A 23851-nucleotide genomic window follows, 5' to 3' on the forward strand; every position below is an offset into this window, starting at 1 on the left:
TTTAACCGCATTAAATGCCGTTATTCATTTTTAATTAGCTGTTTCAGACGGAAGACAAGGCGTATGATATCCTCATCTTTATTATAACTGTGGAGGCAAACCCGTAAGCATTCGCGGCCTGGTTTCACGGTAGGGCTTTTTATTGCAGAAACATCGAAACCATGATGCTGCAGTATTTCGCTCCATTGCTCTACTTCCTGGTTACTTTTACCATAGATAATTTGTATTGGACTGAGAAAAGGGCCTCGCACTTCCCTTCCCAATGCTTGGTTAAAAAGCAAGCATTTTGCTTGAAGTAAAGCTTGATCGCATTCTGCCCTCGCCAAACGCTGATAAGCTAGTCGCACGGCTAATAATTGCCAATAGGATGCGGCCGTACTATAAATGAAGGGACGGCAGTAATTAATAAGATAGTCCTGCAATATCTTGCTTCCCAAAATAGCAGCTCCCTGTACTCCCAGTGCTTTCCCGAACGTAACGACGCGTGCAAAAACACGTTCTTCCAATCCCAGCAATTGTATCAATCCGCCTCCAAATACACCAATTGCATGCGCTTCGTCAACGATCAGCAACGCATTGTACCGATCACATACGTCAATTAAATCGCTAAGAGGTGCAAAGTCGCCGTTCATGGAGTAAAGGCTCTCCATTAACACAAAACACTTTCCACTGCGATATTTTTCCAACTTCCTGCGTAGATCGCTTATCTGGTTGTGCTTGAAATGAAGGGTGGTTGCCAAACTGAGACGACAACCATCAACAGCAGATGCATGTACACATTCATCTCTAACAATGAAGTCGCCTCGTTTAGCGAGCGCTGATATAAGTCCTAGATTAGCCAAGTAGCCTGTGTTTAAGAGAAGAGCCGATTCTGCTTGATGAAACCGGGCAATCTGGCCCTCTACCTCTTCTGCCAGCAAACTATTACCGGAGATTAGGCGTGAGCCGGTGGATCCTATAATAAATGATCCATCGCATTGTAAGCAGTCGACAAACGCTCTATTAGCCAGCGATCTCGACCAGCCAAAATAATCATTGGAGCAAAAGTCAATCAAACCATTGGGAACCCTTAGTTGCCGGAGACAACCTTCGTCCTTCCTTTTCGATAAAGCTTTAAGCATGTACAGATCCATCGCTTTCATACAAATCTTGCTTTATCCGGTTGATCCAATCTGAAAAAATACGCCGCTCCTTTATGATGAGGTAAGATGCATGTTGTCGCCATTCTCCATCGTATTCGGTAAGCTGGTTGACCATTTCTTCTAAATGCCCCTTTTCTTCCTGTATAATCGCCTTGACATTAACTTTGCTTCCATGACGCAGGAGCACTTCCTGATAGAGTGGGTACAACTCATCCGCCCGTAACTCAATGATGTAAGTCACCATTAGGTAGGCATAAAAGCGTAAACGATCAGGAGAAACTACTAAGACGTCCTTAAAGTATCGATATACGTCTAAATTTAGCCTGTCAAGATATTGTTTGCTCACTATGGGCGCCAACAGTTCATGTGTCTGATAAGTATTGCAATAAGTCCCTAACTTACGACTCTGCCTTTTTAGATGATAAGCGTGCCTATGCTCTTCGGCTGCATGTTTGAGTAGGGTTAAATTGAGTAACGCGTTGTCCTTAATTGCTGATATTTTGCAGGCGCCACTGTTTTCCATTAGCGATAACGTGTTTAGAAATTTGGCATGAGCGCAATCGTCTGCTACGATATCGTATAATAAATCTTTCATTGCTATTGAATTTTAGCCAAAAGTAGTATCTTGCCGGACGATACATATAGTCCAGTTTTAACTTCATGAGTAGTCCGGTTAAAATTCCTTTTAAAAGTCTTATTGTGTTGAGCAAGCAAGGCAATACACCCATATACCTACAGATTGCACGGCAACTTATCAATGCTATTCAACGCGGCGTTTTAATTACCGACACACAACTACCTGGAAGTCGGGCGCTTAGCGAAGATCTTGGTGTGCATAGAAAAACGGTTATTGCAGCTTATGACGAACTGTATACGCAAGGTTGGACGCAGAGCATTCCGAATAAAGGCACCTTTATTCGAAACCGTCTTAACAACGACTTGCCTGATCCTATAAAATATGACAGTGATTATTTAGCCAGCTATCCAAAAAAAACCGGCTTCTCGTTTAAACAGCGCATCCTGTTGGATCGACCGATCGCATTATCGACTTGCCACTTAGCCTTCAGTGATGGTCTACCTGATACGCGAATAGCTCCTTTAGATCGTTTGGCGAAAATTCACGGAGGTGTACTAAGAAGAAAAACGAGTGTAAGACATTTAGGGTATTCTCATTTGGAAGGCAACGAATATTATCGCGATAGTTTGGCATACTATCTGAACAATTCACGCGGCCTTCCCATAAAAAAAGAGAATATATTGACGACACGCGGTATACACATGGGCATTTATTTGGCATCCAGCGTCCTCATTAATACCGGTGAGCGGGTTGTTGTAGGAAACCTCAGCTATTATATCGCCAATATGATTTTCCAACAGGCTGGTGCAAAACTACATGCTGTGCCGGTAGACAAGGAGGGTATCTCTGTAGAAGCCATCCGAGCGCTTTGTGAAAAAGAAACTATACGGATGGTATATATAACACCACACCATCATTATCCGACTACGGTTACGTTAAGTGCTGAACGACGAATCGAATTGCTCAATTTGGCGAGTAAATATGGCTTTATCATTCTTGAAGACGATTACGATTACGATTTTCATTATACGAGCAGTCCGGTATTACCCCTCGCCAGTGCTGACAGTCAAGGCATGGTTGTATATATCGGCTCGTTTTGCAAAACGCTCGCACCGGGTTTGCGAACCGGTTACATCATTGCCCCGCAAAACCTGATAGAAGAAATCGGACGTTTCAGACGAATCGTTGACAGACAAAGCGATATGTTAATGGAACAAGCACTGGGCGAGTTATTAACGGAAGGAGAAATTCATAGGCACCTAAAAAAAGCGATTAAAGTTTACGAACAGCGTTGTACCCATCTGTCTACCTTATTAAAGAATGAACTGAGTGATTACACCTCCTTCAAATCTCCACCAGGGGGATTAGCATTATGGTCTTTGTGGAAAAAAGAATTGAATCTGATGCGAATTAGCAAAAACTGTGCAAAATACGGCCTTCATTTGCCGCAAACCTTACTTTACCAAAATGAATTGACAACGGCTATGCGATTAGGCTTTGGAGACCTCAACACGAATGAGCTCACAGAAGCAGTTCACATACTAAAGCAGTCGGTGACGGAATCGCTATGATAACAAAAGTCTGTTCATTTGTTCAAGCAGTTCGTTAATTAGGGCTTCGCTCTTAACCATATGATGGTGACCGGTCCCATCATAGGCTTTATGTTTGATATCGCCATGTTTTTGCAGAAATCCCTGCATAAAGCTAAATGGTGAGATTTCGTCAAGACGATCGTAAAAAAGCAAGTGGTTTTCACAGGCGTAATTGTAAAGGTTATTCAGGTTGAAATAACTAACCTCAATATCAAACGACTTTTTAAAATCGCGGAAAAATTGTCGCTGCACATCAATTGGCACATTAGCTGTTGTCATTTGGGTGATAAAGTAGCTTTCGAGATCAATTAACGGAGCTAGGCTGACCAACAATGTTGGTTTTACGACGAAATCTTTGTAAGCGATGATATTGGCCATTGCACCTAGAGAGTGACCAATTAAAACGCTTGGGATACCAAAATGCCTGGTTATTTTTCGAATACTTTCAACATATAATAAGAGATTAGTCAACCTTCCTTGCGAAGAACCATTACCAGGAGCATCAAATGCGATTACTGTAAAGCGTGAACTGGACAAAAGACGTTCAATTAGATAATAGAAATCAGCTGCTTTAGAAGCCCAACCATGCGTTAGTAGTACAAGTTGATCACCATTTCCCCAAGCAAATGCATTAACCAAAAGCTCCTGATGATCAAAATAGGAATCGAAAACCGAAAACTCGATTTGTCTGGAACGTGCCAATAGCTCCTGCTGACTTGAACGTAAGGGAAATTTCGGAGAATAAAACAAGTAATCAAACATATATTGACAAACTGCATCAAATACTTGCTCTTTCACCAATGCTTGTATTTCCGAGGTCATCTGTTTAACCTTCCTCATAGTGTGTTTATTAAACAAAGATAAACTTTAACGGTTAGCGTATGTAATATCTGTGTCAAACAAAAGGCGCATTACAGCAGTAAGATATCAAAGGCATTTTATATCTTTATTTTTAGAATTCAGTAAAATCAATATATGAAAACATTAATTACGCAACTGGGCTTAGGCATCATTTCAGTAAGCATCTTTTTAACGGCATGTAACCAGGCACCTGAAGGAAAAAAACATGCTAATTGGGCCGACAGCAGTTTTCGGAGCGAAACAACGGTTGTAGATACAAGTCATAGACCGACAGAACTATGTTTCTTCCGGTTAAAAGGGACATCCTCAAAAGACTCAACGTTTATCAATCTGTCCATTTTAGGTAATAGGGTAACCGGAAAATACAGTTGGATTCCTTTTGAAAAAGACAGTAGAACGGGCACCCTCACCGGTATAAAACGTGGAGACACCGTAGATGTGGTCTGGCACTTTGCACAAGAAGGAATAAAGGACACGCTGCGTACGGTATTTCTTTTGAAGGGTGAACAACTTAAACAGAAGCCATTTAGTGTAAACCAGCAAACAGGAAGGCAATTCACCGACGACAAGTCTGCTTTTTCAATTTCTTATCAGAAAACCGATTGCTCCCTGCAACGATAAATGTTCCCGATATTACCCTTTTGAGCAAATTTTTCATTGCCTATGCGTGAATGACAAGCATTTTATCTATGTTTGCGTTTTGTTATAAACTTAGATAAGTTACATTTAGACACAATTATTCCGAAGAATGAATCCTATCACTAAAGATATGACGGTTCCGGGCTTGCTCAGAAATGTAGTGGAGCATATTCATCCCGACACACAGACTTTTCTAATTCATCATGAAGACAATCAGTGGAAAGAAATCTCGTATCGAACAGCTCTTGATCATATTCAGGCGGTATCAGCATACTTACTCTCTATCGGTCTTAAAAAGGGCGATCGGGCGGCTCTCTTACTTGAAAATGGCCCTGACTATGTCTATTTTGATCAAGGATTACAACAAATTGGTGTTGTCAACGTATCGATATACCCCACGCTTCCCGAATCGGACACAGAATATATTTTGAATGACTCCGGCGCGCGTACGATTATTGTAAATACACCCTTTCTACTGAGAAAGATACTTAAGATTGCGAACAACTGTGAGGCATTAATTCGCATTATACCCACATTCGATGGCTACGAAAAGTATACCGAAAACCTAACGCTCCAAGCAGGCGTAGTGCCTTTCGCCAAGATCCTTCACGACGGAGCACTTTTACGTACAGCTTATGAAAAAGATATTGCGAGTGCAAGAGAAGGTATTTTAATGTCGGACATCTCCACCTTGATTTATACCAGCGGCACCACGGGCACACCTAAAGGTGTGATGCTCACCCACTCAAACCTAACTAATAACGTGAGGGCTTGTTTGGATCAAATTTTGGAAGTAGACCAACATGATACATTTCTTTCTTTTCTTCCTTTATCTCATGTCTTTGAACGTACAGCTACCTATCACGTGTGTCTAGCACTTGGAGCAAAAATAGCGTATGCCCAAAGCATTGATCTGTTGGCCAAAAACATGTATGAAGTAAAGCCGACAGTAATATGCGCCGTACCGAGGCTCTTGGAAAAAATACATGACAAAGCGATGAAAAATGGCACCCAAAGCGGAGGTGCTAAAGCAGCCATCTTTAAATGGGCATTGCGTACAGGTAAGCAATATCGAGAAAAAAAAGAGTTAGGCAAAAAGCCCGGACCGATTTTAACCACACAATATAATTTGGCCGAGCGGCTTGTCTTTAACAAAATAAAAGAAAAAACAGGCGGAAGGCTAAAATTCATGATTTCCGGCGGAGGTGCATTGCCCCAGAATGTGGGCGAGTTCTTCGGAAACATAGGAATTAAGATTCTAGAGGGATATGGTCTTACCGAAACCTCGCCGGTGGTAGCCGTCACGGAATTCCACAGGCAAGTTTACGGAACAGTTGGACGGGTGCTGCCCGGAATAGAAATCGCCATTCAGGACATTGAAAGCCTAAAGATACATACCGTACAAAGTCACGCTAGCTTTGATCCGAATCTTGAGACCGAAGAAGGCGAAATCATTATTCGTGGTCATTGCATTATGAAAGGTTATTGGAATAAACCGGAAGAAACCAAACATGTTATCGATAGCGACGGATGGTTCCATACAGGTGATATTGGAAAATTCTATAAAGGAAATTTAAAAATCACTGATAGGCTCAAGAATATGATTGTTAATGCCTACGGAAAAAATGTATATCCCACCCCGGTAGAGAATACGTACCTGAAAAGTAAACGAATCGAGCAAATCTTTCTTATTGGTGACAACAGGGAATATTTAACCGCACTCATTGTTCCCAATCAAGAGTTATTGAAAGAGACCTTTAATCTTCGCGAAAGTTTTTTTAATCAAGAGGATCCATTCATTGAAGATATTGCTATTATCGATTGGATAGAACAGGATATCAAAAGACTATCCAATGAACTGGCCAAATTTGAGCGTATTCGGTCATTTAAAGTAAAGAGGAAGCCTTTTAGTATTGATGCCGGTGAGCTTACACCAACACTGAAAGCTAAGCGAAAGGTCATTGAAAAAATATACGCAAAAAGTATTAATGAGCTGTATCAGACGAGCTAAGTTATTAATCGATACGAAAATTTTCACCTCATTTTTTGTTAGTATTGGCTTTTCATTTAAAAAAAAAGTAGTAATAGGCACCTATTACTACTTTTTTTTAAATGAATCTTACGATAAGCTGTTAAACAGCCGCCTTTTCTTTGTCATAACTTTCGTTATGTACGCTTGACACCGCCCTACCCGATGGATCGTTCAAGTTTTGGAATGAGGCATCCCAAGCCAACGCCTCCGGCGTACTACAAGCTACCGACTTCACCGATGGCACGCATGCGGCCGCCGAATCGGAAGGAAAATGCTCACTGAAAATACTTCTATAAAAATATTCTTCTTTAGACATCGGTGGGTTTATTGGAAAACGATATTTAGCATTCGCTAATTCTTCGTCAGACACCGCATTCATTGCTTGTTCTTTCAACGTATCAATCCAGCTATATCCCACCCCATCAGAGAATTGCTCTTTTTGGCGCCATGCAATACTTTCCGGCAAATAATCCTCGAAAGCTTTTCGCAATATCCATTTCTCCATCTTGCCATTTCCTGCCATTTTATCCGCTGGATTTAGGCGCATAGCAATGTCCATAAACTCTTTGTCAAGGAAAGGTACACGTCCTTCAATTCCCCATGCCGCTAGTGATTTATTGGCGCGAAGGCAATCGTATAAATGAAGTTTACCTAACTTACGGACTGTTTCCTCGTGAAATTCTTTTGCATTCGGTGCTTTATGAAAATACAAATAACCTCCAAAAAGCTCGTCAGATCCCTCTCCACTTAACACCATTTTAATGCCCATTGACTTGATCACCCGTGCCAATAAGTACATGGGAGTAGACGCCCTGATCGTGGTTACATCATAAGTTTCCAGATGATAGATAACATCTCTTATGGCATCCAAGCCTTCTTGTATAGTAAAATGAATTTCGTGATGAATTGTACCGATATGCTCAGCCGCTTTTTGTGCAGCCGCTAGATCCGGAGAACCTTTTAATCCCACCGCAAAGGAATGCAACGAAGGATACCAGGCATTCTCCTTGTCGTCCGACTCAATTCGCTTGGACGCAAATTTTTTAGTGATAGCCGCTATAATGGATGAATCTAAACCGCCAGACAATAAGACGCCATAAGGTACGTCGGACATCATCTGCCGATGAACGGCATCTTCCAATCCTTTTCGCAACGCCGCGATATCCGATTCATTATTTGCAACGCTTTCATAACTTTCCCAATCCCTTCTATACCAACGTTGTAATTCTTGTCCCTGCGCACTGTAAATATAATGACCAGGTTTAAACTCCTGTATGCGGTTACAAATACCTTCTAAGGCCTTCAGCTCGGAAGACACGTAGAAATTGCCGCTTTTATCCCAACCCATATAAAACGGGATGATACCGATATGATCTCGTGCTATCAAATAGACGTCTTTTTCTGTATCATACAAAGCAAAGGCAAAAATACCATTTAGATCTTCTAAGAAATCAACACCCTTTTCTTTATAAAGCGCTAAGATAACTTCACAGTCAGAATTTGTGGAAAAATTGTAATTTGGAAGCTGATCGCGAAGTAAACGGTGATTATAGATTTCACCATTAACTGCAAGAACAACTGTTCCGTCTTCACTATACAAAGGCTGCGTTCCTGATTTTGGATCTACGATGGCTAATCGCTCATGGGCTAATATCGCTTTGTCTGAGCTGAATATGCCTGACCAATCAGGCCCCCGATGGCGAATCTTCTTCGACATCTCCAACACTTGGGCACGCAAGTCCTGAGACTTTACTTTTAGGTCAAATGCACCAATAATTCCACACATAAATTTATTTTTTAATAGCTAAAATTAACAATTATAAATGTTTACAAATTAAAGAAAAATTATTCAATATTTGCAACATTTTATACTTTTTTCGATAATTTTATCAACATATATTACATTTCATTGAAAAAACACACAAACCAAGCTGGAAAAATCCAAAAACAAAGATACAAACACCTGTCGCTCAGCAACTAATAAAATCGTTTTAAGTACATTTAATACGGATAAGTTAAGATTTTGCAGGTATAAAAGCGGTTAGACCTGCCGTCTTTTCGGTTAATAACAAAAGTTTTACAAAAGTGGAAGACTCCTTTTGAAGGCTTCACTTTAACAGACAGATCAAAAAAAAGCCGCAAGTATATTTTACCTGCGGCTTTGTATATTTTAAAGCTAAAAGCGCAATGGCTTAAGCTTCTGCTTTAACTTCAGCTGGAATTACCGATACGTAAGATTTGTTATTTGCTTTTTTGGTAAAAACAACTTTACCATCTACTAACGCAAATAAAGTGTGATCTTTACCCATTCCTACGTTCTTATCCGGATGGTGTTTGGTTCCTCTTTGACGAACAATAATATTTCCTGCGATCGCAGCTTGACCGCCAAAAATCTTTACACCTAATCTTTTGCTATGTGATTCGCGACCGTTCTTCGAACTACCCGCACCTTTTTTATGAGCCATATCTTATCTTTATTTATGACGGCCAAGCCGTCTATTTAAAAATCAATTAAAGAGTAATATCTGTTATCTGGATTTTCGTAAATTGCTGACGGTGTCCATTTTTCTTCTTGTATCCTTTACGGCGTTTCTTTTTGAAGACAATCACTTTATCTCCTTTTAAATGCGACAAAATCTTAGCCGAAACTTTAGCACCAGCTACACTTGGAGTTCCAATTGTAAACTTGCCACCGTCTTCTGCTAACAATACATTGTCAAATTCAATACTAGCGCCTTCATCCCCTTGTAAACGGTTTACAAAAAGATGCTGGTCTTTTGCAACCTTGAATTGCTGTCCGGCTATATTTACTATTGCGTACATTGTTAATTGTTTAGATATTAATATTTGTTTTAAATTTTGAAGCGCAAAGATATGCTTTATATTTCAAACTCGCAAGAGATTGTTGGTTATTAGTTGCTAGTTGTTAGTTGTTAGTTGTTAGTTGTTGGTTATTGGTTGTAGGTTGCGAGCCGTATCGAGTATGAAGTATCAAGACACCTGCCTACCGGCAGGCAGGCAAGTGTCAAGACCTATGTCTTATGTCCTATGTCTTATATTCTATGTTCAACACTTTAAGCTTCCTGTCAACTTGCCACGCACAAAAAAAAATTATTCATCGCTCATCACTCCTGCCTATCGGCGGACAGGCAACATTCATCACTAAAACTCTATTCAACAACCCGACTACCTATCCTCTCTCCTCTTGCTTTTTATCATACAATATTGTATAATTGTATAAGTACTTATACAAATCAATTATGGACTTTTACCGAACCCCTGGCTATCTCATATTTGGCAGCCGCTTACGAAGATTGAGTGAATATTATATCAGCGAATTAAACAGCGTTTATCAGCAGCTGGGAATTCCTTTTGACACAAGCTGGTTTTCTTTCTTTTATATTCTTTCGAAAACGGAAGACATTTCGTTGGTTGACCTCTCCAATCGTCTACAGATTTCGCATTCATCCGTTAGTCAGATGATCCACAATCTTCGCCGGAAAAAGTTGGTAAAAAGCGTACGTGACAAACAGGATGGGCGGAAACAGGTTGTCGCTTTAACCAAACTCGGCCGGAAAATGTTAGACGACATAAAACCGGTCTGGAAAAGCATCGAATCTGTTATGTCGGCATTTGAAGCCGAAGAGGAAAGTCTTACCGGCTTTCTTGAACGCCTAAGCAAATTGGAAAACGCGTTGAAAGCGAAACCGCTTGGTGAATGCATACTGGCTGACATGCAACTTGCACATTAAATCTTATGTTTATGGTATTTAAGTATGGAATTGATCAACTAACCGTTGCAAAAGCGTTAGCACTGGCTAATGGCAATCTGAAAGGTATTCTTACAAACGAGGCTATATCCAATATTACGCAAAGCTGCTCCTATGTAGACGAAATCGTCGATAAGAATAAAGTAGTGTATGGCATTAACACCGGTTTCGGTCCTTTGTGCGACACGTTAATATCAGCCTCAGACACGGCCAAACTGCAACACAATCTATTGATGAGCCACGCTGTAGGTGTTGGCGAGTTCGTATCTACCGAAATTTCAAAGATCATGCTTATCATTAAATTACATGCGCTTTGTTTAGGCTATTCCGGTATCAGGTTGTCGACCATCGAACGGATACATTGGTTCATCGAAAAAGATATACTCCCTTGCGTACCCGCTCAGGGTTCTGTTGGCGCTTCCGGTGATCTGGCGCCACTTTCTCATCTATTCTTACCACTTATTGGTTTAGGTAACGTTTACTACAAGGGACGCATGAGCGATACAGGCGATGTATTAAGGCAAGAAAACATCGAACCCCTCCAGTTGGGTCCAAAGGAAGGTTTGGCACTTATCAATGGCACTCAATTTATTGCAGCCCATGCGGTTCATGCCTTAGCGCGTTTTCACAATGCCTTAGATGCCGCTGATCTTATCGGTGCTATGTCTTTAGAAGGGTTGATGGGTTCTTCGAAACCATTTGATCCGCGTCTTCATGAGCTCAGGCCCTTTCCGGGCAACCGCTTTGTCGCAAGTAGAATATGGGCTTTATTAGCGGAGTCGGAAATTATTCAATCACATGTCAATTGTGACCGAATACAGGATCCTTATTCGCTCCGTTGTATCCCTCAAGTGCATGGGGCATCACGTACTGCTTGGCTTCACTTAAAACAATTAACAGAAATCGAATTAAATTCAGTTACAGACAATCCGGTAATTTTAGGTTCGTTGGATACAATAAGTGGTGGAAATTTTCACGGACAGCCTTTAGCAATTCCCTTAGATTATGCTACTGTAGCAGCAGCGGAATTGGGGAACATCTCGGATAGGAGAAGTTACCTGATTATCGAAGGCCGTTATGGACTGCCGAAGTTATTGATAAAGGATGCCGGGCTGAACTCAGGCTTCATGATTCCACAGTACACAACCGCAGCCCTGGTTTCCGAAAATAAAGGCTTGTGCTTTCCCGCCAGTGCCGACAGTATTCCCACTTCTTTAGGACAGGAAGACCATGTTTCAATGGGATCCATTAGTGGTAGAAAACTAAATAAGGTTATCGAGAATTTAGAATACATCTTGGCCATCGAACTGTTATATGCTACCCAAGCTTTGGATTTTAGGCATCCTATTCGCTCAACCTCCGTGTTGGAAGCATGTCATAGCTTCGTGCGATCGCAGGTTACTTATGCGGAGGAAGACCGGATCTTCTCAACGGATATACAACACTTAAAAAACTTAATTGCCAGTGGCAAGTTTGTTGCTCGAGCGAACGAAGTGGCATTAAAATACCAAATAAACCTAAATGATAAAGACTATGAACAGTTCCAGCTTTCTTGAAAAATATGCACAACATCCCTTTTACAAGGCCCCTGTTGGAAATCAGCTGCATGCCAAAAATTGGCAAGCCGAGGCGGCCTTACGCATGTTGTTAAATAATCTAGACGCGGAAGTAGCCGAAAACCCTGAAGAACTCGTGGTATATGGAGGCATTGGACAAGCTGCCAGAAATAAAGAATCACTTCGCCAAATAATTACCCTTCTATTAGAGCTGGATGAACATCACTCGCTGCTTATTCAATCAGGCAAACCTGTTGGGGTCGTACGTACACATCCCGAAGCACCAAGAGTTTTAATTGCTAATAGCAATTTAGTTCCTGCTTGGGCGACCTGGGACCATTTCAATGAACTTCGGAGCCGGGGACTAATGATGTATGGTCAAATGACGGCGGGTAGTTGGATTTACATAGGTACACAGGGCATTCTACAGGGCACTTACGAAACCTTTGTTTCCTGTGCTGCGCAATATTTCAATGCCAACCTATCGGGAAAATTATTAGTAAGCGCAGGACTTGGCGGTATGGGTGGAGCCCAACCTTTAGCAGCCACCATGGCGGGGGCTGTTTTCCTAGGAGCTGATGTAGATCCTTCTCGGATTAAGAAAAGGATCGAGACCGGGTATATAGACCGAATGACGGATTCTTTTGAGGAGGCGGTTCATTGGACCCGAGCGGCTCAATCATCCAAAACACCGTTATCTGTAGGCTTAGTGAGTGACGCGGGAGATCTACTCCAACAACTATTGGATCACGGAATAATACCGGACATATTAACCGATCAAACCTCTGCCCACGATCCCATCAATGGCTATATTCCTCACAGCCTTTCACTTTCAGAAGCACTTAAATTAAGAACGGCTAACCCATCACATTACAAGGAGTTGTCAATTAAAAGTATGGTCAGACATGTAAGACTTATGCTGGCCTTGAAGGCAAAGGGGGCGATCACGTTCGATTATGGAAATAATTTACGTGAATTTGCTAGACAAGGCGGGCTCACCAATGCGTTCGACTTCCCGGGCTTCACACCTGCTTTTATACGTCCTTTATTCTGTGAAGGCAAAGGCCCTTTCAGGTGGGTTGCCCTATCGGGAGATCCGGAGGATATTTATACCACAGACGAAGCCCTGATAAAAACGTTTCCTGCAAATAAAGGTTTACGTAATTGGTTGTTGAAAGCCCGTGAAAAAGTAAAGTTTCAAGGTCTGCCTGCTCGTATTTGTTGGCTGGGAATGGGTGAACGCGAGAAAGCGGGCTTGCTGTTTAACGACTTGGTACGTAGTGGTAAAGTAAAGGGGCCGATTGTTATTGGCCGGGACCATTTAGACTGTGGTTCAGTGGCGTCGCCAAATCGTGAGACAGAGGCAATGCTCGACGGATCGGACGCCGTGTCTGATTGGCCTTTATTAAACCTCATGAGCAACACCGCCGGTGGGGCTACCTGGGTTTCCTTTCATCATGGAGGAGGTGTGGGAATGGGCTACTCACAGCACGCCGGTATGGTTGTTTTGGCGGACGGTACGGATCGGGCTGACGCTTGTTTAAGACGGGTATTGTTCAACGATCCGGCAATGGGCATATTCAGGCACGTAGACGCAGGCTATGAGCGAGCTGAATTGTGCAATAGGAAGTTTAACTTGAAAAATTGGTGAGACAAAATATATTCATGAAAATCATAGGTCCTTTCGCACAAATCGTAACAATGGCAGGTCTTCCAATTAAGGGTAGCTTAAAGGATGAACAACTGCAAATTCTGGAACAAGGAGGCGTTCTAATTAAAGGCGAATACATCGTTGCTGTTGACACTTTCAACAACCTTCGCCGCGCTTATCCCGATGTAGTGATAGAAGAAACGGATTCAGTGCTAACGCTTATACCGGGGTTCGTCGATTGTCACACCCATATCTGCTATGCAGGCAACAGGGCTCGCGACTATGCCATGCGCGTTGCAGGGAAAAGCTACCTTGAGATAGCGCAGGCAGGAGGTGGTATATGGGAAAGCGTCCAACATTGTCGATCATCTACCGAGCAGGTGCTGGTTGACGGTATAGTACGGCGATCGACGGAAGCTTTAAGCCGTGGAACAACAACCATGGAAGTCAAAAGCGGATACGGCCTGAATAATGAAAACGAACTGAAGATGTTGAGGGCCATCAAGCAAGCAGATAAACTTATTCCGGTAGATTTAATACCAACCTGTTTGGCAGCACATACCCTCCCCCTTGATTTTGATGGCAGTCGGGACGAATATCTCAACAATATAGTAACGCAACTCCTTCCAATCATTGAGCAAGAGAAACTTAGTGCGCGCTTCGATATTTTTATTGAGCAATCTGCCTTTTCCCCTTTGGAAGCAAAAGAGTTCTTAAAGAAAGTAAAAGCTAAAGGTTTTGAGATTACGATTCATGCGGACCAATTCACCCCCGGGGGGGTACCGATAGCCGTTATGCTCGGGGCTCGATCAGCTGATCACTTGGAGCACAGTGGTGAAAAGGAAATAAGTTTGCTTGCTCAGTCGAACACTGTTGCCGTCTGTTTACCGGGTGCCTCGTTAGGACTTGGGATTCCTTTTAGCCCTGCCCGCAAACTTTTGGATGCGGGGGCAGGTTTAGCCATCGCAAGCGACTGGAATCCCGGTTCGGCACCTATGGGGCAATTACTGACACAAGCGGCTATTTTAGGAACCTTTGAAAAGCTGACCATGGCAGAAACCCTAGCGGGGCTTACCTATCGCGCTGCTTATGCGCTGAACTTACTAAACCGGGGCAGGATTGCTGATCAACAGCTTGCCGATATGCAAGCTTATTCTACCTCAGATTATCGGGAGATATTGTATTATCAAGGAAGTATGAAATCGTCAAAAGTTTGGAAAAATGGAAAACTTATATTACAATAACGCAATGTATGACGAACCGCAACACAACTGGTGGCATGGACGCGTAGATGGTCTCGGTCCTAATCATTTAAGATGGCACCAATGTGTGAGACTTCAATCGCTAAAGCAGGAAATACCCTTGACACCAAATGGTATCGCCCTGTTAGGTTTTGCTTGCGACGAAGGGGTAAGGAGGAACCGAGGCCGACAAGGTGCCGTTAAAGGCCCGGAACATATAAGAAGGGCGCTTAGCAACCTGCCTTTGCAACCATCGATGCGCACTTTATATGATTTTGGTGACATAAAATGCCAGAATGGGGCACTGGAGACTACGCAAGATCTTTTAGCAGACGCTGTCACCTCCCTTCTCGCATCCGGAAATTTTCCGATTCTTCTAGGTGGGGGGCATGAGCTGGCTCAACCACACTATCGTGGTATCCAAAAATTCGTGAACAACCCTTCCAAATCTATCGGAATTATCAATTTCGACGCACATTTTGATCTCCGAGAACCGGACGAAAATGGTGTAAGCTCCGGTACCGGATTTTGGGAGATCGCACAAACCAACCGGATCGAAAACCAACCATTCCACTACTTGGCATTAGGCATTCAGAAGACGAGTAATACGGTGCATCTATTCAATATAGCGGAGCGTTTGGGAGTCCGGTATATAGAAGCTTCCGATTTTCATTATATGAATTATGGTTTTCTACAAGAAATGCTGAACACGTTTATAGCGGAAAACGACTTCCTGTATTTAAGTATAGACATGGATGTGTTTGCTTCTGCATTTGCTCCAGGGGTGAGTGCGACTTCCTATAATGGGATATACCCCGACTTCGTCTTTTCATCCTGTGTACAACAGATAGTAAATAGCAAAAAAGTATTAAGCATAGGTATAGCAGAGACAAATCCGCTATACGATATAGATGATCGCACAGCCAAGCTGGCAGCCTCGATTCTCATGCAAGCTACAGAAACACTGAGCAACATTTAATTTCTGTCTTCTGCATCCGTTAGGATACGCCGCACTTCGCTTACCATAGTTTTGGCGGCCTCAGTAAGTTTTGGGTCCCCATCAAAATTAGAATCAAAAAGCATTTGCTTACTTTTCTCTTTGTAATTGAATTTCAGAAAAAATCGCACCACATTTTTGGTGGTATCCACACCTGCAGCTTTATTGGTCATGTCGTCCGGAAAGTTCCAAAAGCCATATTCCGTTGCCTTTCGATGTAAATAAAGTAAATCATCTTTTCGTAGTTTCAGCGTACTCTTAACTAAAGAATCCCTCCGATTCATATATTGATATTCTTGGGTTTTGGAGTTGTACTTGTTTAGCATATGATCGGGTGTCCCATAATTGAATTCAACAGACTCAAAATCGGAAAATCGGAACGGGGCGTTTTTTATCATATTACTATAATAGAAAATACAATAACCTAAAAAAGGCACAATAATACAGATATAAAGGAAGATTTTTTTAGAGCGTTCACTCATGGTATATAGTTTTTAAAAGTATTGTTTTGTTCCTGATGTATAAAATTGACTAGGGCTTTATTTCGTCGTGTGGTGAGATTTTGGTATCCATGATATCTTCATTTACGGCATTCGGATTAAATTCGTTTTCCCATTTAGCTACTACCACAGCTGCTAAACAATTTCCGAGCACGTTAACTGAAGTTCGGGCCATATCCATTAATTCATCGATGCCCAGAATAATAAAAATGGGCCAAACAGGTAAACCAAAAGAGGCGGCCGTTCCCATCAAAATCACTAAAGACGCGCGAGGAATACCCGCAACACCTTTGCTGGTGATCATCAAAGTAAAAACCATCAACAATTGTTCTCCAAAGGATAAATGAATCCCGGCAGCCTGGGCGACGAAGACGCTAGCCAAGGAAAGGTATAACGTAGTACCATCTAGATTAAAACTATACCCCGTAGGCATTACAAAGGCCACTATCTTACGCGGTACACCGATGCTTTCCATAGCTTCCATGGCCCTTGGCAAGGCCGCCTCTGAACTGGTAGTAGCAAAGGCAATAGATACCGGTTCGCCAACGGCTTTGATAAAGCGTTTAATTGGTAAACCGATTATTAAACCAATAGGCAGTAATACCAACAAAATGAATGCGATAAGCGAAACATAGAGCGTGGCTAGTAATTGAAAAAGGTTGACCAGAACGCCAAGCCCCATGTGCCCCACCGTATAGGCCATAGCCGCCCCCACGCCGATGGGAGCAAAATACATGACAATATTGGTGAATTTGAACATGACTTCTGATAAACTTTCGGTAAAATTTACCATAGGCATCCTCTTTTTTTCGGGTACCATAATTAAGGCTAAACCAAAAATCACACTGAAAATTACCACTTGCAATACTTCACCTTCCGCTACTGATTTTGCAATATTTTCGGGAAAAATATGAAGAATAATATCGTTTACGGTTTGTGGCTTGACATCCGGCAACTCCTCATGCTGATTTGCGGGAGGAATAATTCCCATACCCGCTTTACTGATATTAATAGCAGCCAAGCCGATAAACAAAGCGATGGTGGTAACCAACTCAAAATACAACAAGGACTTCCAACCCATCCGACCAACTTGCTTTATGTCAGAGTGTCCTGCGATACCATAAACCAAAGTTGCGAAGATCAAAGGCGACACAATGGTTTTAATTAACTTAAGAAATGCTTTACTTGCCACTTGTAAAGCCATCCCTACCTGCGGCCAATCATGTCCGATACTTGCGCCAATGACCAATGAAATCAAAATCCATGTCGTTAGCGTTCTCTTCCTAAATCCGTATAGTATTAAACCGATTATAGCAAGCCATCTAAAAAAAAACAATACCTGAGGGGGAATTACGTTAAAAATAAAATCGACAGCATATAATAAAGCGGCAATACTTACAGTGATTAGGGTAAAAAATACGGCTGATTTTGACTTCATATAATACATTAAGCAGTTCGCAATTCCACAAAAATAACCATTTAGCTTAAGCTTCCAATAAATAGATGTAATTTTACCAACGATAAAAAATGATTGCCTAAAAAATCCAAGGTAAAAAAGACAAAAAATTGTAACACGGACTAATTCCATTAGTCTAAACCTTAGTTGCTAAGAAAATGACGCGAAAAGAGGCCCTATTTAAGGATATTTTTGACAAAAATAACAGAAAGGTGTATCACCTCTGTTATGGTTATACCGGAGATAGCGAGGCTGCAAATGATCTTATGCAAGAAACCTTTATCAAGGTTTGGCAAAATCTTGATAGATTTAGAAACCAATCTCAAATATCAACCTGGATTTATCGAATTGCCGTAAACACCTGCTTATCCTATCTGCGTGTTGAAAAGCGAAAAGCCACCGACGAAATTAACGAACGGATTATCGAAACCAAAGCCGATGATGTTTCCGATAAGCAAGAGCAGGTAAATCAACTATACAAGTGTATATCACAACTAGAAGAAAATGAGAGAATTATTATCACAATGGTTTTAGATGAAATGCCTTATCAGGAAATCGCCGAAATATCAGGTATCTCGGAGGGAAATCTGCGGGTAAAAATACATCGGATTAAGAGCAAGCTAACAGAAATATATAATCGCCATGAAAGATTTTAATGAATTAAAACAGCTTTGGCACGTGCAGCAGGAACATGATGGTGTTAGCTACGATGCTATCCTAAATACAGTTAAACAGACGAAAAACAAGTATACTGCTAAACTTTTAAGCCATGTTATTAGCATTGCGGTCATCGTTCTGATAACAATCTATATTTTTATTTCTTTCCGGTTCCACACGTGGACGACTTTACTATCAATGTTCATTGTCATTACCTGTTTAGTATACTATATGTTAATCCAAATAAAGGATTATCGATCTATCAGCAGCAGCGAGAGTTTACTGAACAAGCCGGAAGCCTATATCGCTTATTTGCAAGCGTATAAACAGCACCGTTACCGATTGAACACCCGAAATTACACGATTTATACCATTAGTTTATCCATTGCATTGGCTCTATACTTAATCGAAATGTCTTTTTACGTATCAACCTTTGCCCTCGTCTTATTTGTTATTGGTACCATTATCTGGTTTTTGATATGTTATTTTGTGCTAATGAAAGTTTACATAAAAAAGGAAAGTGAGCGGCTGGAAGAGCTGATCAACAAGCTTAAAAAACTAGAGGAGCAGTTCAGGGATTAATTCTTTGTTTTTTTGTTTGAACGCCATTTCTTCCGACGGCCAAACAAAACAGCGGTAAATTGCGTATCTTGATAAGCTTATTGCGATAAACAAGGACGCACATGTATAAGACAGCGTTAAACGAAGACGAACTCGTAAAATTACTAACCGGCGTTACTTATACTGCTTTAGCACGTCGCCTGCTAAAGAACTTTAAAAAGGCCGGTCTCCAAATTACCATAGAGCAATGGGCCATTTTAGATGTACTTTGGCGTGCTGATGGCTTAACGCAACAAGAACTAGCTTCTCAATCTTTCCGGGATAAACCAAGTATAACACGACTGATTGACAATTTAGAGAAGCTCAACCTAGTAGTTCGTATTCCTGATAAATTTGACAAGAGGGTTAACCGTATTTTTCTTACTCACAAAGGACAAATACTTCAAAATAAAACGAAGCAACAAGCGGAAAAAACCATGGACGAGGCACTGGTGAATATTACGCCTGACCAACTTGCCCTGTGCAATCAAGTATTAACGACTATTTTTAAGAACTTAGCTGAATGATATCCCCGATTCTATCCTTATCTTTGCCTCAATGATTGAAATATTTACGGATGGGGCTTCCAGTGGAAATCCGGGACCGGGAGGTTATGGGGTAATTCTCAGGGCCGGACAATACTATAAAGAATTATCTGAAGGATTTAGAAAGACCACGAACAACCGAATGGAATTGCTGGCGGTTATTGTTGGACTAGAAGCACTAAAGAAGCCGGGGCATCATGTCACCATTTATTCAGATTCAAAATACGTTATTGATGCTGTTGAAAAAAAATGGGTGTTTGGCTGGTTGAAAAAAGGCTTTGCGGGAAAAAAAAATATGGATTTGTGGTTACGATTTCTACAGGTGTACAAACTTCATCAAATCAAATTCGTATGGGTAAAAGGACATGCCGGCCATCCCGAAAACGAACGCTGTGATCAATTGGCGGTGCAGGCAGGAAAAGACAAACAAAATCTTAAGATTGACCGCGTTTTCGAAATGGAAAACGGGCCGGATTAATGTTCTAATCGATTAGGATGTGAAATGAAGCTTGCCAAAAAAGGCCGGTAGATGAAAGTTTGGCTTAGGATGATCAATGGGCGCCCAAGACAAGAAATGCGGAATAGGCAGATCATCTCCACATTTATAGAAATTCGCTAGGCATTCGCGTGCCTTTAATGAGTTAATGCTATCTTCCTTAAAAACACTAAAAGGAATATTCGCCACTAGATCCCATTGCACGCCATTAGGTGTTGCATGGATATTGGTGTCTCGATAAATACTACCAATGCGATCTTGAGAAGCCAGTTGTCTTTTTTCCATGATTTGACTACCGTATGCCGACAACATCGTGCCAATACAATTGAATTCGAAATTATAATAATTACTGCCATCAAAAGAAATAAAGAATTCGACACAGCTATCCCGATATACCGGTTCGTTATTATGGAGGTAGGCTGCACGGATATGTTTTTCGAACACTTCATAATATAATAAAATGCTTTCATCCGTATAGGCAATTTTGAAGCTTACCTTTGGTACATAGTAATATTCTTTCCAGTTTAGGGATGCAATGGCATGTGCTTCTATCATTGAAAATACGGAACGAATGGCGTTTCCTGTAGCGGTGCTATCCAATGAAGGTATATAGGGAACTTCTAGACTCATGGCAGTTTTTAATTTAGCTAAGGTAAACGTTTGCCTCTCTTTTCACAAGATCTCGCAACAATTCTTCATGCTTTTCGATCTCAATTACCAATCTCATCTGAGCCTTTGTCCGTTGCAAATTATGTGTAGGATGGCTTATTTTATAATAGGTATCTCCGTTAAGGTAATCCGTTAAAAACCGGATCATCTGCATATAAGGAAGCAATAACACACCATCCACCAAAGACTTAATTTCCATTGGATATAAAAAGTGGTGCGCTGTTTCCAGATATCCCTTCGTATAAGCTTCAAACAAAGGAATGTTCAGTTTTATCCTATCAAGATCAGCCTCATCTTCCGCGGCTGAATTAATAATCGTTCGGATCGCGTCACCAAAGTCATACGCTACATAACCGGGCATAACGGTGTCCAAATCGATTACGCATTGTGCTTTGTCCTCTTTATTCAAAAGCACATTGTTAAATTTAGTATCATTATGGGTAATTCTAAGCGGAATTTGGGATTTTGCTGCCATATTTAAAATGGTATTCATCTTATTTTCCCGCTCCTGTATAAAATCGATTTCTGATCGAACTTCATCTACCCTACTAGCCATATTCTTATTAATAGCGTCTCTAAAATCTCTTAACCTGCTGGCTATATTTAGAAAATTCGGTATAACCTCATGAACATCAAGCGGATTCAAATCAGACAACATTGCTTGAAAGTTCCCAAATGCACGTCCGCCTTCTCTCGCTTGCTGTATCGTTTCTACAATATCATACGATTTCGTGTTTTCTATAAGAATAAATATACGCCAGTAGTTATTCTTTTCATCTTTAAAAAAAAGATCGCCATTTTTTGTAGGAACAGGGGTAAGTACTTTCCCCTCGGCATCTTTCTCGTTTTGTCCGATCAATTTATGTTTGATATGATTACATACCAACGCTATGTTCTGCATCAGGTGTTCAACGTTTTTAAAAACATGATTATTAATACGCTGTAGCATATAATTAGGTCCCTCTTCCAAGTCTGTGCATATTCTATAAGTATCGTTAATATGGCCCGAACCGAAAGGTTCTATATCAACGGCTTTACCTTTAATCGCAAAAAAATTCACAATAGGCAAAAATTCAGCGGCCTTGTTGTTTGGCATGTCTATCATTAAGTGTATAAAAACTTGAAGTTGAAAATTAATATCGTCTTAAAACTAGTTTCTCTATAATTTGATGCAATATGCGAAAATGAAAAACAACTTCATACATAATTAAAAACACAACCGATTGCGCAATTTTTTTGAAAATAGAGCAATCGGTTGCATAGGATTTTATTAAAAATGTTTTTCTATGTTTGTTCAAGAGAGCGCATTCTAATTTATGAAGACGCCGAACAATATCCTAATAATCAAAAGAACACCTAATGGATAGAAGAAATTTCATAAAGTCAGGCTCCATTGCAGCGGCTGCAACAAGTATACTACCTGATACTCCGCTTTTTGCTCAAAATAATAAAAAAATACGCCTGGCCTTTATTGGCGTTGGATTACGAGGAAGAAACCATGTGGCCCTGGCCTTAAGAAGGGAGGATATCGATGTAGTTGCCATCTGTGACATTCAAGAAGAATCACTGGCAAGTTGCAGAAAGCAATTCCAAAAGGCAAATAAAAAATTGCCGAAAGAATATACCGGTGGCGTGGATGCTTATAAAAAATTGCTTGAAAAAGAGAAATTAGATGCCGTTGTGATAGCCACCCCTTGGCAATTTCATAAAGATCAGGCAGTGGACTCGATGAAGGCTGGGCTTTATGTAGGTTGTGAGGTTATTGCCGGCCTAACTGTTGACGACCATTGGGAAGTTGTAAAAACGTCGGAACAGACCGGAAAGCCTTATATGACCTTGGAAAATGTTTGTTATCGACGAGATGTCATGGCGGTTCTTAATATGGTAAGGCAAAACCTTTTTGGTGAATTGATTCATTTAGAAGGTGGTTATCAGCATGACTTAAGGGAGGTCCTTTTTAACAATGGCAAGCAACCCTATGGTGGAGGTGTGGAATATGGGGCCAAGGCAATGAGTGAGGCGCAATGGCGTACACAATTCAACATTGATCAAGATGGGGATCTCTATCCAACACATGGCTTGGGTCCTCTGATGCACTACGCCAACATTAACCACGGAAATCGAATGACCAATATGGTTTCCTTTTCGAGCAAGGCAAGAGGGTTAGCAAATTACGTACAAAAAACATCTCCCGGACATCCTAATGCAAAAATTCAATATAAAAATGGGGATGTAACGACAACGTTGATCAATTGTGCCAATGGCGAGACGCTGTTATTATCGCACGATGTTCATTTACCTCGCCCCTATTCAATTGGTTTTAGGGTTCAGGGTACGGAAGGTTTGTGGATGGATTTAAATAATGGCATATACATCGAAGGTAAATCGGCAAAGGGACATGCGTGGGATGCAGCCGACGAGTGGTTAAAGAAATATGATCACCCTTTATGGGCTAAATATGCAAATGATGCTGCCGGCGCGGGGCATGGTGGAATGGACTGGTTTGTTTTTAATGCTTTTATTGAGTCGGTAAAACAAAACAGACAAACACCAATTGATGTCTACGATTCTGTTAGCATGAGTGTTATTACACCATTATCGACATTATCCTTAGCCGAAGGGAACAAATCAGTCGAAATACCTGATTTTACGAATGGAAAATGGAAAGAACGCAAAGTGGTGTTCGCTCTTGATGATAGTGGCTTTTAAGCCATCGTGTTTGGATAATTGGTTGAGCTGTGGAGGGGACTCCACAGCTTTTTTATTTACAGTTGGGCGTTTATATTAAGGAACGTTTTTCTTATTCAACCTTTTTCATCACTTGTTAATTCTTAAAGGCATTCAAAATTCCCTAGGGGAAGATTTCTTGA

Annotated in this window: 23 protein-coding genes; 13 read left to right on the plus strand and 10 right to left on the minus strand. The window is 41.1% G+C overall.

The features are described 5' to 3' along the window. Window positions 1-20 precede the first annotated feature (20 nt). Window positions 21-1142, minus strand: coding sequence for an aminotransferase class I/II-fold pyridoxal phosphate-dependent enzyme (locus tag M1D52_RS14455; protein ID WP_437392865.1), 1122 nt, complete (start codon window positions 1140-1142; stop codon window positions 21-23). Continuing rightward, window positions 1114-1737: a hypothetical protein gene (locus M1D52_RS14460; protein WP_437360462.1), complete on the minus strand. Its 624-nt coding sequence runs from the start codon at window positions 1735-1737 to the stop codon at window positions 1114-1116. The genes M1D52_RS14455 and M1D52_RS14460 overlap by 29 nt, the downstream gene beginning before the upstream one ends. A gap of 65 nt (window positions 1738-1802) precedes the next feature. Between M1D52_RS14460 and M1D52_RS14465 the strand changes: the two genes are divergently transcribed. After that, on the plus strand, window positions 1803-3290 hold the full coding sequence (locus tag M1D52_RS14465; protein WP_437392866.1) for an aminotransferase-like domain-containing protein: 1488 nt from the start codon (window positions 1803-1805) through the stop codon (window positions 3288-3290). On the opposite strand, the gene M1D52_RS14470 is transcribed toward M1D52_RS14465, so the two are convergent. After that, window positions 3285-4151, minus strand: a complete 867-nt coding sequence (locus tag M1D52_RS14470) for an alpha/beta fold hydrolase (protein ID WP_130857819.1) — start codon at window positions 4149-4151, stop codon at window positions 3285-3287. The two genes, M1D52_RS14465 and M1D52_RS14470, sit on opposite strands and share 6 nt — an antisense overlap. 135 nt (window positions 4152-4286) lie before the next feature. Here M1D52_RS14470 and M1D52_RS14475 point away from each other — a divergent pair, with 135 nt between their 5' ends. Together M1D52_RS14475 and M1D52_RS14480 are read left to right on the plus strand one after the other, a co-directional pair. Continuing rightward, on the plus strand, window positions 4287-4793 hold the full coding sequence (locus tag M1D52_RS14475; RefSeq protein WP_437392867.1) for a hypothetical protein: 507 nt from the start codon (window positions 4287-4289) through the stop codon (window positions 4791-4793). Between the two features lie 127 nt (window positions 4794-4920). Next, the gene (locus M1D52_RS14480) at window positions 4921-6822 is read left to right on the plus strand and encodes an AMP-dependent synthetase/ligase (RefSeq protein WP_437360456.1); all 1902 of its coding nucleotides are present in this window, start codon (window positions 4921-4923) and stop codon (window positions 6820-6822) included. 121 nt (window positions 6823-6943) lie between these two features. Here M1D52_RS14480 and asnB read toward each other — a convergent pair whose 3' ends face one another. From asnB to rplU, 3 genes are all read right to left on the minus strand, one after another. Beyond that, window positions 6944-8629: an asparagine synthase B gene (gene asnB / locus M1D52_RS14485; RefSeq protein ID WP_013666568.1), complete on the minus strand. Its 1686-nt coding sequence runs from the start codon at window positions 8627-8629 to the stop codon at window positions 6944-6946. Window positions 8630-9035: 406 nt separating this feature from the next. After that, the gene (gene rpmA, locus M1D52_RS14490) at window positions 9036-9308 is read right to left on the minus strand and encodes a 50S ribosomal protein L27 (protein WP_013666567.1); all 273 of its coding nucleotides are present in this window, start codon (window positions 9306-9308) and stop codon (window positions 9036-9038) included. Between the two features lie 46 nt (window positions 9309-9354). Continuing rightward, a complete protein-coding gene (gene rplU, locus M1D52_RS14495; RefSeq protein WP_013666566.1) occupies window positions 9355-9666 on the minus strand; it encodes a 50S ribosomal protein L21 in 312 nt (103 codons plus the stop codon). A 437-nt stretch (window positions 9667-10103) separates the two neighbouring features. Here rplU and M1D52_RS14500 point away from each other — a divergent pair, with 437 nt between their 5' ends. From M1D52_RS14500 to hutG, 5 genes are read left to right on the plus strand one after another with little or no spacing between them, the layout of a single operon-like run. Beyond that, entirely contained in the window at window positions 10104-10595 is a 492-nt protein-coding gene (locus tag M1D52_RS14500; protein WP_437360451.1) for a MarR family winged helix-turn-helix transcriptional regulator, read from the plus strand. Window positions 10596-10606: 11 nt separating this feature from the next. Next, a complete protein-coding gene (hutH, locus tag M1D52_RS14505) occupies window positions 10607-12169 on the plus strand; it encodes a histidine ammonia-lyase (RefSeq protein ID WP_437392868.1) in 1563 nt (520 codons plus the stop codon). Next, window positions 12147-13820, plus strand: coding sequence for a urocanate hydratase (gene hutU, locus M1D52_RS14510; RefSeq protein WP_437360447.1), 1674 nt, complete (start codon window positions 12147-12149; stop codon window positions 13818-13820). The genes hutH and hutU overlap by 23 nt, the downstream gene beginning before the upstream one ends. Window positions 13821-13834: 14 nt before the next feature. Then, window positions 13835-15064, plus strand: coding sequence for an imidazolonepropionase (hutI, locus tag M1D52_RS14515; protein WP_437360445.1), 1230 nt, complete (start codon window positions 13835-13837; stop codon window positions 15062-15064). After that, window positions 15042-16040: a formimidoylglutamase gene (gene hutG, locus M1D52_RS14520; RefSeq protein ID WP_437392869.1), complete on the plus strand. Its 999-nt coding sequence runs from the start codon at window positions 15042-15044 to the stop codon at window positions 16038-16040. Before hutI ends, hutG begins: the two co-directional genes overlap by 23 nt. Here hutG and M1D52_RS14525 read toward each other — a convergent pair. Continuing rightward, window positions 16037-16540, minus strand: coding sequence for a hypothetical protein (locus M1D52_RS14525; protein WP_013666560.1), 504 nt, complete (start codon window positions 16538-16540; stop codon window positions 16037-16039). The two genes, hutG and M1D52_RS14525, sit on opposite strands and share 4 nt — an antisense overlap. Window positions 16541-16589: 49 nt before the next feature. Then, window positions 16590-17996, minus strand: coding sequence for a dicarboxylate/amino acid:cation symporter (locus M1D52_RS14530; RefSeq protein WP_013666559.1), 1407 nt, complete (start codon window positions 17994-17996; stop codon window positions 16590-16592). A gap of 176 nt (window positions 17997-18172) precedes the next feature. On the opposite strand from M1D52_RS14530, the gene M1D52_RS14535 reads away from it, so the two are divergent. The 4 genes from M1D52_RS14535 to rnhA all read left to right on the plus strand — a co-directional run bounded on the left by M1D52_RS14535 (window position 18173) and on the right by rnhA (window position 20294). Next, window positions 18173-18670: an RNA polymerase sigma factor gene (locus M1D52_RS14535; protein WP_013666558.1), complete on the plus strand. Its 498-nt coding sequence runs from the start codon at window positions 18173-18175 to the stop codon at window positions 18668-18670. Then, window positions 18657-19253, plus strand: coding sequence for a hypothetical protein (locus M1D52_RS14540; protein ID WP_130857825.1), 597 nt, complete (start codon window positions 18657-18659; stop codon window positions 19251-19253). Before M1D52_RS14535 ends, M1D52_RS14540 begins: the two co-directional genes overlap by 14 nt. 101 nt (window positions 19254-19354) lie before the next feature. Next, window positions 19355-19798 carry a MarR family winged helix-turn-helix transcriptional regulator gene (locus M1D52_RS14545; protein WP_013666556.1) on the plus strand — a complete coding sequence of 148 codons (444 nt, stop codon included), beginning with the start codon at window positions 19355-19357 and terminating at the stop codon, window positions 19796-19798. A 31-nt stretch (window positions 19799-19829) separates the two neighbouring features. Beyond that, the gene (gene rnhA, locus M1D52_RS14550; RefSeq protein WP_130857826.1) at window positions 19830-20294 is read left to right on the plus strand and encodes a ribonuclease HI; all 465 of its coding nucleotides are present in this window, start codon (window positions 19830-19832) and stop codon (window positions 20292-20294) included. A 12-nt stretch (window positions 20295-20306) separates the two neighbouring features. Here the strand turns inward: rnhA and M1D52_RS14555 are convergent, their stop codons facing one another. After that, on the minus strand, window positions 20307-20942 hold the full coding sequence (locus M1D52_RS14555; RefSeq protein WP_437392870.1) for a carbohydrate-binding family 9-like protein: 636 nt from the start codon (window positions 20940-20942) through the stop codon (window positions 20307-20309). 13 nt (window positions 20943-20955) lie between these two features. Next, the gene (locus tag M1D52_RS14560; protein WP_013666553.1) at window positions 20956-22077 is read right to left on the minus strand and encodes a phosphotransferase enzyme family protein; all 1122 of its coding nucleotides are present in this window, start codon (window positions 22075-22077) and stop codon (window positions 20956-20958) included. Between the two features lie 263 nt (window positions 22078-22340). Here M1D52_RS14560 and M1D52_RS14565 point away from each other — a divergent pair, with 263 nt between their 5' ends. Then, entirely contained in the window at window positions 22341-23690 is a 1350-nt protein-coding gene (locus tag M1D52_RS14565; RefSeq protein ID WP_013666552.1) for a Gfo/Idh/MocA family protein, read from the plus strand. Window positions 23691-23851: the final 161 nt, after the last annotated feature.

This window comes from Olivibacter sp. SA151, assembly GCF_054130995.1.

What these genes read in the sequence shown, in the direction of transcription:
- M1D52_RS14455 (WP_437392865.1), bottom strand. Translation starts at nt 1,142, where the DNA reads ATGAAAGCGATGGATCTGTACATGCTTAAAGCTTTATCGAAAAGGAAG.
- M1D52_RS14460 (WP_437360462.1), bottom strand. Translation starts at nt 1,737, where the DNA reads ATGAAAGATTTATTATACGATATCGTAGCAGACGATTGCGCTCATGCC.
- M1D52_RS14465 (WP_437392866.1), top strand. Translation starts at nt 1,803, where the DNA reads ATGAGTAGTCCGGTTAAAATTCCTTTTAAAAGTCTTATTGTGTTGAGC.
- M1D52_RS14470 (WP_130857819.1), bottom strand. Translation starts at nt 4,151, where the DNA reads ATGAGGAAGGTTAAACAGATGACCTCGGAAATACAAGCATTGGTGAAA.
- M1D52_RS14475 (WP_437392867.1), top strand. Translation starts at nt 4,287, where the DNA reads ATGAAAACATTAATTACGCAACTGGGCTTAGGCATCATTTCAGTAAGC.
- M1D52_RS14480 (WP_437360456.1), top strand. Translation starts at nt 4,921, where the DNA reads ATGAATCCTATCACTAAAGATATGACGGTTCCGGGCTTGCTCAGAAAT.
- asnB (WP_013666568.1), bottom strand. Translation starts at nt 8,629, where the DNA reads ATGTGTGGAATTATTGGTGCATTTGACCTAAAAGTAAAGTCTCAGGAC.
- rpmA (WP_013666567.1), bottom strand. Translation starts at nt 9,308, where the DNA reads ATGGCTCATAAAAAAGGTGCGGGTAGTTCGAAGAACGGTCGCGAATCA.
- rplU (WP_013666566.1), bottom strand. Translation starts at nt 9,666, where the DNA reads ATGTACGCAATAGTAAATATAGCCGGACAGCAATTCAAGGTTGCAAAA.
- M1D52_RS14500 (WP_437360451.1), top strand. Translation starts at nt 10,104, where the DNA reads ATGGACTTTTACCGAACCCCTGGCTATCTCATATTTGGCAGCCGCTTA.
- hutH (WP_437392868.1), top strand. Translation starts at nt 10,607, where the DNA reads ATGGTATTTAAGTATGGAATTGATCAACTAACCGTTGCAAAAGCGTTA.
- hutU (WP_437360447.1), top strand. Translation starts at nt 12,147, where the DNA reads ATGAACAGTTCCAGCTTTCTTGAAAAATATGCACAACATCCCTTTTAC.
- hutI (WP_437360445.1), top strand. Translation starts at nt 13,835, where the DNA reads ATGAAAATCATAGGTCCTTTCGCACAAATCGTAACAATGGCAGGTCTT.
- hutG (WP_437392869.1), top strand. Translation starts at nt 15,042, where the DNA reads ATGGAAAACTTATATTACAATAACGCAATGTATGACGAACCGCAACAC.
- M1D52_RS14525 (WP_013666560.1), bottom strand. Translation starts at nt 16,540, where the DNA reads ATGAGTGAACGCTCTAAAAAAATCTTCCTTTATATCTGTATTATTGTG.
- M1D52_RS14530 (WP_013666559.1), bottom strand. Translation starts at nt 17,996, where the DNA reads ATGAAGTCAAAATCAGCCGTATTTTTTACCCTAATCACTGTAAGTATT.
- M1D52_RS14535 (WP_013666558.1), top strand. Translation starts at nt 18,173, where the DNA reads ATGACGCGAAAAGAGGCCCTATTTAAGGATATTTTTGACAAAAATAAC.
- M1D52_RS14540 (WP_130857825.1), top strand. Translation starts at nt 18,657, where the DNA reads ATGAAAGATTTTAATGAATTAAAACAGCTTTGGCACGTGCAGCAGGAA.
- M1D52_RS14545 (WP_013666556.1), top strand. Translation starts at nt 19,355, where the DNA reads ATGTATAAGACAGCGTTAAACGAAGACGAACTCGTAAAATTACTAACC.
- rnhA (WP_130857826.1), top strand. Translation starts at nt 19,830, where the DNA reads ATGATTGAAATATTTACGGATGGGGCTTCCAGTGGAAATCCGGGACCG.
- M1D52_RS14555 (WP_437392870.1), bottom strand. Translation starts at nt 20,942, where the DNA reads ATGAGTCTAGAAGTTCCCTATATACCTTCATTGGATAGCACCGCTACA.
- M1D52_RS14560 (WP_013666553.1), bottom strand. Translation starts at nt 22,077, where the DNA reads ATGCCAAACAACAAGGCCGCTGAATTTTTGCCTATTGTGAATTTTTTT.
- M1D52_RS14565 (WP_013666552.1), top strand. Translation starts at nt 22,341, where the DNA reads ATGGATAGAAGAAATTTCATAAAGTCAGGCTCCATTGCAGCGGCTGCA.